This is a genomic window from Rothia sp. HMSC069D01, from assembly GCF_001810135.1.
In the GTDB taxonomy this organism is placed as follows: Bacteria; Actinomycetota; Actinomycetes; order Actinomycetales; family Micrococcaceae; genus Rothia.
In genome coordinates, this window is record NZ_KV800090.1 from 28,120 (window position 1) to 40,298 (window position 12,179).

A 12,179-nucleotide genomic window follows, 5' to 3' on the forward strand; every position below is an offset into this window, starting at 1 on the left:
TTCGCCCCGTCGCTTGTGATTGATCACCATTATGTTTCCAGTCATTCGGTATTCGAGTTCAGGTGTACGGCCTCGTTAAACCGCAAAATAGATATCCAGAATACTTTCTGGTGTTCTGAGTGGTGGAAGCACCCGGAAGCATTATGTCGCCTGACCCTAATGTAGCAGACATGGGATGAATCACACGGCGACTACAGGAGCCTTACACAATGGTGGCGTGAGCAGATGGATTACCACATACCGATACTTATGTCTGCAACCGGCCCGTTCCGCTACTGCAAAGATGGATTCCACGATTCTGCCAGTTATAGGCGGGATACATTCTGGTGCGGCCCCTCCCCTGCTTCTTATGCTCGCGGGCTATTCTTCGTCGTCATCAACGGCGGGCAGGCCCAGCAGGGCGGTTCCCGCCTCGGTGAGGGACCAGCGCATCGTGCGGCCAGCCTTCACACCCTCAACAAACCCAAGCCCCTGCAGCAGTTTGAGCCTATCGCGCAGAGTCGGCGCCGTAACCCCCAGCGCCTCCTGCAACTCGCTCGAAGTGGGGGCGACTGGCGCACGGAAAATCTGCACCTGCCCCAGCAGGTACAGCAGCCGCAGAACATCATCAAGCTTCTTCGAAGTCAGCCCGGGGGTGCCACCCGTCCAGGTGCGGCTGCCCTCCAGCTCAGCGATACGCTTGCCAAGGGCACGCCACGCACGGTCACGTGATTCCAACTCGTCTACCAGGTGCTCCTGCGCTTGCTCGATCAGCCCCAGAAAAACATGCAGAAAACCGGTCACCTCACCGTAGTTGAGGGGTTCTTCCGCCGCGCTAAACGCCTTGTAGTAGCGGCTCTTCTGAATGTTGAGCGTGCTCGGCAGGGTGAGGGTCGTCAGCCGGGTGAGTGTCTGCCCCAGGTGGGACACCAGCAGGTACCTGCCCAGGCGGCCGTTGCCGTCGTAGAAAGGGTGCGTGTATTCCACCATGAAATGCGCGGCGATCGCGGAGAATAGCGCCGGCACGTTCGGGTCGAGGGCATGGTCAAGCGCCGCCTGAACGTTGGCGGTGATGGTTACTTCGCTGTCGGGGGCGCGGTGAATTTCTCGGGTGTTGTCGTGGATAACCACGGGTTTGGTGCGGAATAGAGCCCCGTCTGGGCGGTCTTCTTCGGCGAGGTGCCCTTCGAGTAGCGTGTCGTAGAGGCTACGCACCTGCTCAACCGTGGAGGGTGGGCGGCCTGCCCCCAGGTCTTTGAGGAGGTTCACGAATTCGACGGCGCGTTTGGCGCGGGGGTCCTCGCTGTCGCCGGAGGTGAGTGCCTCAGAGATGAGCTGGCGTGTGGTGTGCACACCTTCGATACGGTCGGACGCCACGATGCTGCGTACTGCCAGGTCGAGTAGGTAGCTTTGCATGGCGATGCTGGGCAGTTGGGAGCTCAGCTGTTCGATGTGCCGTTCACGGCGCATGATGCGTTCGAAGGATGCGAGCGCGGTGCGGTCTGCCAGGTAGAACAGGGGGTGCTCCCCTACCGTGAATTCGTTGAGGAGGTAGGTGGAGTGGCCGTTGCGGCGTGCCTGCAGTTCGGTTTGTGCGGCGGCTTTGCCGCGTTCGTGGAAGATGCTTTTGAGGGTGCGGTACCTTGTGCCGGTGGTGTTCACGTGTACCCTTCTTGATGGTGTAAAAAATCGCGGTTTTTTTCATTATCCTCCCAATTTTCAGGAAATAGTGAAAAAATCCGCGATTTCTTTCATAATCCAGATCACAAATAGGCAGTTAGGGTGCCGGTAGGCTCCTCAACTTAGACCCCTGCAGGGGCTCATCCCAGTGTGAAGCATCGCCCATCGCTCTACTTGTTATGCTGCTTGAGCCATTTTTCAGCAAAGAGCTTGTAGCCCTGCGGTTCAAGAATATGAGACGCCTTCCACTTATTGGGTCGCTCCGCAGTACGGTGCAAACGCACGTAGTAGGCGGGGCTGAGGCTTCCCTCGACTCGCACGCTAACCGTAAGCCAGTAGGGGTTGTCCCCACCAGGAACTTTCAGGGTCGGGTCATCGACCAGTTCAGCGCTGATTACGGTTCCTTTCAAAAGGTCAATACGCGATTTAGGCCCGTACTCATTCTGCACTTCGGGGTCGACCATCGGGTAGAGCTCTTCTGACCATTCCTTGTACGGCTTGCCGCTGGTGTATGCGGCGACAATTGCTTTCGCGGTTTCAAGCGCGCGACCACGGTCTTCGTCAGTGATGCTATTGAGGGTAGGAACGCTGGAGGGCTGCTGGGGTCCACCACCGGTTCCCGCCAGGGGTGAGGGGTCAAGGCTCACGGTCGGGGTCGCTGCCGCAGTGGTGGATGCTGCGGTGGTACTTGCCTCTGCGCTCGGGGAGGCGGTCACCTCGGTGACAGTGGGGGTGCGGCCTGCGGTGGTGGTTGCGGGTGCAGGAGTAGTAGAGCTGGGGGTGGGGGTGCTGGTGGCGGTAGAGGTTCCGCCGGTGATGAGGGTTCCGCCCGGTGCGGAGCTATCGGTGCTAGCAGAGCAACCGGTGGCGAGCAGGGCAAGTACGGCGGCGGCTGCGGTGATTTTGCGGGTCATGGAGAGGGGCTTTCTCTGATGAACGGTTCTATGTATCGGTGTGATGTGTCTAGGCGGGGCAGTGTAGCGTTGCGACCGCCTGCGGTTGGTGTCTGCGTCGGGCGTTGACGCATAGTGGGTGCATGGTTCGGCACCGGATTATCGCTAGAAATTCGGTGTTTTTCGTGCAGTCCAGCTCATATCATGGTAACTCAGTGCGAGCACCTGCAGGATATCTGTAGACATGATAGGGTATCTTTTGACACCGATAAACATGTGCCGCCGTGTTTTTGCGTCTTGCAGTCCTCGATGTTGTGTTCTGGCTCAGACGCTTCTGCTGCAGCACCGCATAGTTTCTCATCACTCATTCAATCTCTGCCCTCCTGCTGGGGGGTGGGTTTGTCGCGCCTCGAAATTGCGGGGTCTACGTATTTTGGAGATTGTTATGGAGAACAAGGGCGGAGTCACTATCCCCCGCTGGGCTTTCGGACTGGCAGCAGCCGTCGTCGCCCTCCTCGTTGTACTGGTCATCGTGCTGATTCCGCGCGGCGGCGATAATTCCAACACCTCCGCTTCGGGCGGCTCGAACGGTGCGGCTCAGTCGAAGGCCACCTCAACGGTAGCGGCAGGCACCTGCGGCGCTGGCGCCTCAGACGACCAGGCGGTACTGAGTGCAGCCCCCAAGGACGCTAAGTGGGTCACTACCGACTCGGGTTGGATTGGCCCTGTCTCGAAGACTGCCGGTCCTGTAGTAGACACCCCGATTCGAAGCTGCTTCGAGCACTCTGCCGAGGGCGCACTGTATGCGGCTATGTGGGCATACATTCAAGTGAATGAGATTCCGGAAGCATACATGCCTACTCTGATTGGGCCTGGTGCTGACGCTGCGCGCGAGAGCCGCACCAAGAAGTCAACTGCCACAGTCCAGCTTGTAGGTTACCGCTACATCTCCTATACCCCTGAACGAGCAACTATCCGCGTCATGATCAAAATTCCCTCGGGTACATACCGTAGCTGGGACATGGTCATGGAATGGCATGATGGTGACTGGCGCTTCTGGGTTCCTTCCACTCTGCCGACTTTCACGAACGTAGACGACCCTGACGAGTTCATCACCTGGGAAGCCTAAAAGCTAACAGCCCGTACGGGCAATAAACGCGGTGGGGCACGACCTTTCATTAGGTCGTGCCCCACCGCGTTTATACGTTTAAGACAGCTCTAGGCGCTACCCGCTAGAGCACATCCGGGTGGACCGCCACCTCCACGGCGGCAGGCAGCACGCGCGCGCTAATACGATACGCCGACGGTGCCGGGTCACCATCCACCTCAACCGGCTGCGCACCATCCGGGAACTCCAACACCACCTCAGACCCCACCAGGTGGCGAATCACCGGCAGCTCAATACGCGGCGAACCCAGAATCGTGCGGCGCGTAACCTTCGCCATCAACAGGCCCCACTCCACCAGGTCACGCGGCGACGCCACAATCACCTCAAGGTTGCCGTCATTCACATCCGTCATATCCGCCAGGCGAATACCGCCCTGCAGGCGGCCACAATTCGCGATCAGCACCGACCGCATGGGCAGAGTACGAGGCTCCCCACCGTCCACGCTAATACGCACCGGATGCGACCTACCCAGCATGTGCTTCATGCCGGACTGCACGTACGCAACCCAACCGAACTTCGCCTTAATGTCTTCGTTCGTGTCATTCATGACGAGCGCGTCAAAGCCTGCACCACTCATCACAAAGAACGTGTGTTCGGTTTCTTCGCCGGGGGTGCTCGTCGTCGTCATCTCAATCGCATCAACGGCCTGACCTGCACCGTTGAGCGCAATATTCACGCACGCCGCCACGTCACTGACCGGAATATACAGGTTACGCGCCAGCAAGTTACCGGTACCCATCGGCAGAATACCCAGGCGCGGCCTAGGCCCCTCATGATGCGCCAGCGCCGCCGCCACAGCACGCACCGTACCGTCACCACCGGCAGCAATCAGCAGGTCAACACCCTCAGCGATCAGCTCGCGGGCAGCCTCCGAACCGGGCTCGTCCACGCGGGTGGTGCGCACCAGCGGCTGCGGGTGGCCATTCGCCGCGAGGGTACGTTCCAGAATCTCAATAGCCGCCGCAGCGCCGGGCTTGCTGGGGTTGTACACCACGCCCACGCGCTGCGCCTCACCGGTGGGCAGGGTCGGCAGAACGCCGAAGGGCGCACCCAGTTCGATAGCACGTCGGCGTGCTTCACGGCGGGCACGAGTGACGGAGGCGGTCAGCGCCGCCGCCGCAGAAACACCAAGGAGTTTACGGTATAGAGGCATAGTTCTTAGATTACCGGGATACGCGAAAACCCGCCCACCGTTTACGCGGTGAGCGGGTTTTTCAGCTGGTTGTGAGATTACTCAGCGGCTACTGCGGGGATGACCTCGGCGCCACCCATGTACGGGCGGAGTGCTTCCGGAATACGTACAGAACCATCAGCCTGCTGGTGAGTCTCCAGGATGGCTACCAACCAGCGGGTGGTTGCCAGGGTGCCGTTCAGGGTTGCCACGGAGCGGGTGCGGCCCTTACGCACGTTGCCTGCCTCGTCCACGGTGTCCGGGGTGCGCTCGCGGATGTTCAGGCGGCGCGCCTGGTAGGTGGTGCAGTTCGAGGTGGAGGTCAGCTCACGGTAGGTGCCCTGGGTGGGGACCCACGCCTCGCAGTCGAACTTGCGGGCTGCGGAGGTGCCCAGGTCGCCTGCGGCGGTGTCAATCACGCGGTATGCGAGGCCGCAGCGCTGCAGCATTTCCTCTTCGAGGGACAGCAGCTTCTCGTGCATCTCTTCTGCCTGCGCGATGGGGCAGTAGACGAACATTTCAGCCTTGTTGAACTGGTGCACGCGAATGATGCCGCGGGTGTCCTTACCTGCGGAGCCAGCCTCGCGGCGGTAGCAGGAGGACCAGCCGAGGTACTTCTTCGCGCCCTTCTCGAAGTCGAGAATTTCGTCGGTGTGGTAGCCGGCGAGCGCCACCTCGGAGGTGCCGACCAGGTACAGGTCGTCGCGTTCGAGGCGGTAGATTTCGTCGTCGTGCTTGACGTTGAAGCCGGTGCCGTTCATGATTTCGGGGCGTACCAGGGTGGGGGTGGTCATCATGGTGAAGCCGTGCTCGGTTGCGAGGTCGAGCGCCATCCACATGAGCGCCTGCTCCAGGCGTGCTACCTGGCCCTTGAGGAAGTAGAAGCGTGCGCCGGAGACCTTCGCGCCGCGTGCCATGTCGATGCCGTCGACGAGTTCGCCGATTTCGAGGTGGTCGCGCGGTTCGAAGCCTTCGGTGGTGAAGTCGCGGGGGGTGCCAACTTCCTTGACGACTACGTAGTCGTCTTCGCCGCCGACGGGTACGCCGTCGATGATGAGGTTTTCGATGCTGCTGATCAGTTCCTCGTATTCGGCGGTTTTCGCCTCGGAGGCTGCCTTTGCTTCGTTGACGCGGGCGGCAAGTTCCTTCGCCTGTGCGACGAGGGCGGGCTTTTCTTCCTTGGGTGCCTTGGCGACCTTCTTGCCGAAGGCGTTCTGTTCGGCGCGCAGGTTCTCGTATTCGCCGATGAGTGCGCGGCGTGCGGTGTCGGCTTCGAGGATGCGGTCGACGTGGGTTTCGTCCTTGCCGCGTGCTCGCTGGGAGGCGCGGAAGACGTCGGGGTTTTCGCGGAGGAGGTTAATATCAATCACTGTTTTATCCTACCTAATCTTGCGGTGGGTTGTGGGCGGGGTTTGCGCTGGTGGGGCGCGGGTAGGTGCGGGGGTGTCTAGCGGCAGCCGGCTTGGTACCGTTAGTGGCGCTGCAGCTGTGCGGGGCGGCCGTTCGGGAAGAGCGACTCGACCCATTCGTGTGCGGCGTCGAAGGAGCCGTCGGAGTGGATGGCGTCGACTTCGGTGTTTTCGTGGTCGGCGCGCGGGTAGGAGCCGAGGAATTTCAGCGTCGGGGAGACGCGGTGCAGGCCGCGCAGTGCATCGCGCATGCGTGCCTCGTAAATGTGGCCATCGGCGTCGATGCTGAACGAGTAGGAGCCCATGCCTTCGCCGGTGGGGCGCGATTCGATGCGGGAGAGGTTCACGCCGCGCACCGCGAACTGTTCGAGCAGTTCGAGCAGGGCGCCGGCGCGGTTGGCGGGCAGCGGCACGGTCAGGGTGGTCTTATCGGAGCCGGTCGGTTCGGGGATGTCGGCGGTACGGGAGAGCAGCACGAAGCGGGTCACGGCGTTCTTGTTGTCGCCAATATTGTCCTGCAGCACGTGCAGTTCCGGGTGGTAGTTCAGCAGCGCCGGAGAGCAGATTGCCGCATCGTAGGTGCAGCCTTCTTCGAGCAGGCCGACAGCCGCCGCGGCGGTGGAGGAGCCGGGCAGGTAGGCGGCGGTGGGCACGTTCTCCTGCGCCCAGCCGCGCACCTGCGCCCAGGCGTGCGAGTGGGTGGAGATGGTCTTAACGTCTTCGATGCTGATGGGCTTCGCGGCGACCAGCACGAAGCGGATCGGTACGAGCACCTCGCGGATAATGCGTACACCCTCGCTGGCTGCGATAGCGTCCAGGGTGGCGCTCACGCCGCCCTCCACAGAGTTTTCGATGGGCACCATGGCGGCGTCCGCCTCGCCCGCGTTCAGGCGTGCGAGCGCGTCGGGCACGCTGGTGGCGGGGATCCGTTCGGCGTCGGATGCGCCGGGGACGCTCAGCAGGGCGGATTCGGTGAAGGTGCCGGAGGGGCCAAGGTAGGTGTATCGCATGCCACTATAGTAGCGTCTGCTGTGGAGGGGGCGCCGAATTCGGTGATAGGTTACGGTCTTTGGCGGTAGTTAAAAACCCCTACCGAAGTCACTAACCTATCACCGAAAAACTTAAGTCATTACTGAAAGACCTAAGCCACCACTGAAAATCCAGGCAACAGCTGAAACCGCTACCTCACGAACTGGCGTACCCGCGCGGTGTCCCAGTACTGGGCGGGTACGCCTCCACCCATGAGCTCACGGGCGATAGCGGCAGCCTGCACGGAACCAGCCTCCGGCAGGGGCGCGTGCGAGCCAGCAATAATGACGTTGCCGCGGCGGCGGCCCTTCAACATTGCCGAATCCGCCACAATACACACGTACTCGAACACCTCAAGCAGGGCGGACGCCTCGGCGCGGGCACCGGTCAGCGCCGGCCCGTCACCGCAGTTCAGGATGTACAGGCCACCGGGTGCCAGCGACTCGGCGACGGTGCGGGTGAACTCGACGGTGGTAAGCGCCTCGGGCGTGGTGTCACCGGCGAATACGTCACGAATCAGCACGTCGCGGGATGCGGGCGCGAAGGTCGCGGTGACGGCACCCGCCTCGCCCACGCGAATCTTCACGCGCGGCGCCTTGGGGATGTCGAACCAGGCGCGCACATACTCGGCGAGCTTGGCATCCAGCTCAACAACCGTGTTGCGGCTGGTCGGGTACAGGTCAGCGAAATAGCGCGCCATCGAGCACGCGCCGCCGCCCAGGTGGGTGATGCGTAGCTTCGCGGCGTCCAGGTGCTCCTCCACATGCGAGGAAACGACCGCCGCAATCCAGCGCATGTACTCAAAATCCAGCTGGCGGGGCTCACCCACAATCACGTGGGAAGACTGCACACCATTAATGAGCAGTAGCCAGCCGTCGGCGTGGTAGCCGTCGGGGACCAGCTCCGCCTCACCCGTAGAAATCGGGTACACGCCAGCGGCGGCACCCTGCACGGGGGTGCTCTCGGTATCGTCGATGCGGTTCTTCTGCTGCTTCTGGGCTTTCTGCGCCTTTTGGGACTTCTTGGGTGCCCTGCTCTTTTTCGCCATACCCACTAGACTAGCCGACAGCCCTCACGCCCCTAGCGTACGCACCCGCAAGGAACCGCCTCCACAGCGGCTGGCTGAGTAGACTAGAACCCATGGGATTTGTATGTCAGGGCCGCTACGCGCTCGCACCAATTGAACCGACCGACGCCGAAAAATACGTCAACCTGCAGCTGGACTGCATGGAGCAAACCTACGACCCGATCTACTTCGACACGCTCGGGGAAAGCTTCACCGCCCGCCACCGCGCCGAACGCAACGAATACCTCGAAGACTTCCACCGCCACCTCTCCTCCCCCACCGTGCGCGGCTTCTTCGCCTATGAGGTGCCCGGCTGGACCCCCGAAAGCGGGCTCTCCTGCTCCATCGGCGCACGCATCAACTGGGATAAGCCGGTCGGCCTGGCGCTCTCCCTGTGCGAGCCCTCCTCCTGGGAACTCGAACGCGCCGAGTCCCTCCCCGAACTGCCCGCAGGCACCCGCAAACTCGTGCACCTGTACACCCTCAACCACACACACGGCACCGGGCTCGGTCAGGCACTCTACGAGTCCGTCATCTACCCGGACGAAAACTCCTACCTGTGGGTCATGGCAGAAAACGAACGAGCGCTCTCCTTCTACGAGCGGCTCGGCTACCAGCGCAACAGCATCGAATTTGAGGCACGCGGCATCTGGGCACCCGGACGCAGCGTACGATACGCGCGCATCCTCAACCCCTAAGCTCACCCCCTAAACAGCACGCCACACCCCGAGGCGGCACGCACGGCACCCCCACCCCGCAACAGCCGCGCATCCGCCCCACATGACGCAGCGCACCGCACACCCTGTTAGGCACCACCCCCACAACGCCTTAAGATAGAAGATGACATATAAGCTCGACGCACCCGCGCACAGGAGCATATACACCCCTGCGCAACCGCGGGACCCAGCGCCGAACATCGCATAGAAGGACAGTAAAACAATGACCACCGGTCTTTACCTCTCCGCTATGTCCCAGAACTCGGGCAAGTCCCTCGTCGCCCTGGGCCTAGCAGACTCCCTCATCAAGCGCGCAGACCGCGTCGGCTTCTTCCGCCCCGTCTTCGACGGCGCAACCATCGCAGACGACCCCATGGCACGCCTCATCCGTGAACACTTCGGCCTGACCGAAGAGCAGGTCGGCGGCGCAGTCTCCATGACCGACGCACTCGCACTCATCGCAGAAGGCGACACCGAAGAGATCTCCGCACGCGCAGTCTCCGCCTACGAGAAGGTCGCAGCACACAGCGACGTCGTAATCGTCGACGGCGTCTACCTGCCCGCCAACGCGCTCTCAGTCGAATTCGACCTGAACGTCCAGATCGCACGTGACCTCGGCCTGCCCGTCGTCGCAATCGTCGGCGCACAGGAAGAAACCGTCGAAGAAGCAGTCACCGCAGTCGACGTGGCACGCACCGAACTGCTCGCCTCCAAGGTAGACCTGCTCGCAATCATCGTCGGCCGTGCAGAACCCGAACTGCGCGACGAAATCGAAAAGTCCGTCAAGCGCGGCGACGCAAACCTGCCCGTCTACGTACTGCCCGAAATCCCCGAACTGAACGCACCCACCGTCGGTGAAGTTGCCGAAGCCCTCAAGCTCGACACCGAAGGCATCAAGGCAGAAGACCTCAGCCGCGACATCCACGGCATCAAGGTCGCAGCAATGAACGTCTCCAACTTCCTCAACCAGTTCGTCGACGGCGACTTCGTCATCGTCCCCGGCGACCGTGCAGACATCGTCGCAGCAACCCTCGCATCCGCACTGGCACCGACCTTCCCCGCACCCTCCGGCGTGCTGCTCACCGGCGGCCTGGACGCGCTGCCCGGCAAGAACACCGCAGTCGGCTCCCTCATCGACAACGCGCCGTTCCCCGTGCTGTCCACCACCAAGGACACCTTCAAGTCTGCACGCGCAGTCTCCCGCGTCCGCGGCACCCTCGAAAGCGGCCACCAGCGCAAGCTCGCAGCGGCAATGGGCGGCTGGGACGAGCACGTCAACAAGGACGAACTGCTGGCACGCCTCGAAATTGAGCGCCCCGCATCCATGACCCCGCTGCGCTTCCTGCACAACCTCATCGAGACCGCACGCGCAAACCGCCGCTCCGTAGTCCTGCCCGAGGGTTACGACGTGCGAATCCTGCGTGCAGCCGAAATCATTGCACGCCGCGACTTCTGCGACCTGATCCTGCTCGGCAACCCCGCCAAGATCGCAGAGATCTGCCGGGCCGAAGGTATCGAACTGCCCAGCACCGTTCGTATCATCGACATCGAAAACAACGAGTACACCGAGGACTTCGCAGCAACCTACGCTGAGCTGCGTGCACACAAGGGCGTCACCATCGAGGCTGCTCGCGAGCGCATGACCGACCCCTCGTACTTCGGCACCATGCTCGTCTACAAGGGCATCGCCGACGGCATGGTTTCCGGTGCTGTGAACACCACCGCGAACACCATCCGCCCCTCGCTCGAGTTCATCAAGACCCGCCCCGGCACCAAGATCGTCTCCTCCGTCTTCCTCATGCTGATGGAAGACCGCGTTCTGGTCTACGGCGACTGCGCAGTGAACCCGAACCCCAACGCAGAGCAGCTCGCCGACATCGCGAAGGCATCCGCGGAGACTGCACGCCAGTTCGGCGTCACCCCCAAGGTTGCTATGCTGTCCTACTCGACCGGCACCTCCGGCGCTGGCGCAGACGTGGACGTTGTGCGTGAGGCAACCGAGCTCGTGCGCGCTTCGAACCCCGACTTCGCGGTCGAGGGCCCGATCCAGTACGACGCTGCTTCGAACATGTCCATTGCGTCGACCAAGCTGCCCGGTAGCGAGGTCGCTGGTCAGGCTACCGTGTTCGTCTTCCCCGACCTGAACACCGGTAACAACACCTACAAGGCTGTTCAGCAGTCTTCGGGTGCTGCCGCTGTGGGCCCGGTTCTGCAGGGTCTGCGTAAGCCCGTGAACGACCTGTCGCGCGGTACCACCGTTGAGGACATCATCAACACCGTTGCGATTACCGCGATTCAGGCACAGAGCCTGTAAGGTGCACGCGGCGCTGTAGCGTGAAGGCTGCAGTGTTCCGTTGATATAGAAATCTCCCGCACTGGGCGGGGCATGCCTTAGAGGTGTGCTCCACCCGGTGCGGGAGATTTTTTGTAATTACAGGGTTTCTTGTAGTGCCATTCCCCGGTTAGTCCTTGCGGGTGCGGCGGAGGCGCACATAGTTAATCACGCCAAGACCAGCCATGCCCACGGCGGTCAGAACCGGGCCGAGGGCGGGTGGGAAGAGCCAGGTGAGCCCCGCCTCCACGGTGTAAGCGATGAGGCGGTAGGCAAGGTAGGTGCACACCGCCACGAAAAGCGCGTAGGCGACGATGATGCCGACCGGGCGGGGCTCGTAGCCTTCTCGTCGGGCGCGCAGAGCGGCACCCAGGGCGTTACCCAGGTACAGGGCGAGGGCACCGACGACGACAGCCGCGGTGAGGGCACCGTCAAGGAGCGTGCGCGGGGTCAGCGGTGCGGTGCCTACCTCCGAGAAGAGGTTGAGGATGCGCACCCCGGTGTAGGCGTAGCAGAAGATAGCTGCGGCGCGGATGGTGAGGGGTAGGTTGGTCCAGAAGGTTTTCATGCGGCCCCTTTCGAGGTGGAGGGCAGGCTTCTGTCTGAGTGTTACCCCAAGGATACCCAAGAATGCCGGAGTGTGATGCGAATCAATAGCGTTTGGGCTGGTGTGTTCTGCGTGCGGGGCGCTGTTTTTATTGCACCGAGAAGCCACATGTGTTTCGAAAAGCAACAT

The 12,179-nt window shown here is 62.0% G+C and carries 10 protein-coding genes; 3 read left to right on the forward strand and 7 right to left on the reverse strand.

Going from position 1 to position 12,179, the window contains the following annotated elements; translation table 11 throughout:
• Positions 1-360: 360 nt before the first annotated feature.
• The gene (locus HMPREF2710_RS02570) at positions 361-1,641 is read right to left on the reverse strand and encodes a Fic family protein (RefSeq protein ID WP_070542447.1); all 1,281 of its coding nucleotides are present in this window, start codon (positions 1,639-1,641) and stop codon (positions 361-363) included.
• A 188-nt stretch (positions 1,642-1,829) separates the two neighbouring features.
• A complete protein-coding gene (locus HMPREF2710_RS02575; protein WP_070599360.1) occupies positions 1,830-2,573 on the reverse strand; it encodes a carbonic anhydrase in 744 nt (247 codons plus the stop codon).
• A gap of 424 nt (positions 2,574-2,997) precedes the next feature.
• Here HMPREF2710_RS02575 and HMPREF2710_RS02580 point away from each other — a divergent pair, with 424 nt between their 5' ends.
• Positions 2,998-3,681, forward strand: a complete 684-nt coding sequence (locus HMPREF2710_RS02580) for a DUF8175 domain-containg protein (protein ID WP_070599362.1) — start codon at positions 2,998-3,000, stop codon at positions 3,679-3,681.
• A 103-nt stretch (positions 3,682-3,784) separates the two neighbouring features.
• Here the strand turns inward: HMPREF2710_RS02580 and HMPREF2710_RS02585 are convergent, their stop codons facing one another.
• The 4 genes from HMPREF2710_RS02585 to HMPREF2710_RS02600 all read right to left on the reverse strand — a co-directional run bounded on the left by HMPREF2710_RS02585 (position 3,785) and on the right by HMPREF2710_RS02600 (position 8,377).
• On the reverse strand, positions 3,785-4,873 hold the full coding sequence (locus HMPREF2710_RS02585) for a diacylglycerol/lipid kinase family protein (protein ID WP_070599364.1): 1,089 nt from the start codon (positions 4,871-4,873) through the stop codon (positions 3,785-3,787).
• Positions 4,874-4,950: 77 nt separating this feature from the next.
• Positions 4,951-6,261, reverse strand: a complete 1,311-nt coding sequence (serS, locus tag HMPREF2710_RS02590; RefSeq protein ID WP_070599366.1) for a serine--tRNA ligase — start codon at positions 6,259-6,261, stop codon at positions 4,951-4,953.
• Positions 6,262-6,362: 101 nt separating this feature from the next.
• Positions 6,363-7,310 (reverse strand): prephenate dehydratase, encoded by a 948-nt coding sequence (pheA, locus tag HMPREF2710_RS02595; RefSeq protein ID WP_070599368.1) that lies wholly within the window; start codon positions 7,308-7,310, stop codon positions 6,363-6,365.
• Positions 7,311-7,480: 170 nt separating this feature from the next.
• Positions 7,481-8,377 carry a spermidine synthase gene (locus tag HMPREF2710_RS02600; RefSeq protein ID WP_053090236.1) on the reverse strand — a complete coding sequence of 299 codons (897 nt, stop codon included), beginning with the start codon at positions 8,375-8,377 and terminating at the stop codon, positions 7,481-7,483.
• A gap of 92 nt (positions 8,378-8,469) precedes the next feature.
• Here HMPREF2710_RS02600 and HMPREF2710_RS02605 point away from each other — a divergent pair, with 92 nt between their 5' ends.
• Both HMPREF2710_RS02605 and pta read left to right on the forward strand, forming a co-directional pair.
• Positions 8,470-9,093 (forward strand): GNAT family N-acetyltransferase, encoded by a 624-nt coding sequence (locus tag HMPREF2710_RS02605; protein WP_070599370.1) that lies wholly within the window; start codon positions 8,470-8,472, stop codon positions 9,091-9,093.
• A gap of 241 nt (positions 9,094-9,334) precedes the next feature.
• On the forward strand, positions 9,335-11,425 hold the full coding sequence (gene pta / locus HMPREF2710_RS02610) for a phosphate acetyltransferase (protein WP_049363693.1): 2,091 nt from the start codon (positions 9,335-9,337) through the stop codon (positions 11,423-11,425).
• A 148-nt stretch (positions 11,426-11,573) separates the two neighbouring features.
• Here the strand turns inward: pta and HMPREF2710_RS02615 are convergent, their stop codons facing one another.
• Positions 11,574-12,011, reverse strand: a complete 438-nt coding sequence (locus tag HMPREF2710_RS02615; RefSeq protein ID WP_049363696.1) for a hypothetical protein — start codon at positions 12,009-12,011, stop codon at positions 11,574-11,576.
• Positions 12,012-12,179: the final 168 nt, after the last annotated feature.

Bases quoted from the DNA above. Each gene is read 5' to 3' on its own strand.
- HMPREF2710_RS02575 (WP_070599360.1), bottom strand. From the start codon at position 2,573: ATGACCCGCAAAATCACCGCAGCCGCCGCCGTACTTGCCCTGCTCGCC.
- pheA (WP_070599368.1), bottom strand. From the start codon at position 7,310: ATGCGATACACCTACCTTGGCCCCTCCGGCACCTTCACCGAATCCGCC.
- HMPREF2710_RS02580 (WP_070599362.1), top strand. From the start codon at position 2,998: ATGGAGAACAAGGGCGGAGTCACTATCCCCCGCTGGGCTTTCGGACTG.
- HMPREF2710_RS02585 (WP_070599364.1), bottom strand. From the start codon at position 4,873: ATGCCTCTATACCGTAAACTCCTTGGTGTTTCTGCGGCGGCGGCGCTG.
- pta (WP_049363693.1), top strand. From the start codon at position 9,335: ATGACCACCGGTCTTTACCTCTCCGCTATGTCCCAGAACTCGGGCAAG.
- HMPREF2710_RS02605 (WP_070599370.1), top strand. From the start codon at position 8,470: ATGGGATTTGTATGTCAGGGCCGCTACGCGCTCGCACCAATTGAACCG.
- HMPREF2710_RS02600 (WP_053090236.1), bottom strand. From the start codon at position 8,377: ATGGCGAAAAAGAGCAGGGCACCCAAGAAGTCCCAAAAGGCGCAGAAA.
- HMPREF2710_RS02615 (WP_049363696.1), bottom strand. From the start codon at position 12,011: ATGAAAACCTTCTGGACCAACCTACCCCTCACCATCCGCGCCGCAGCT.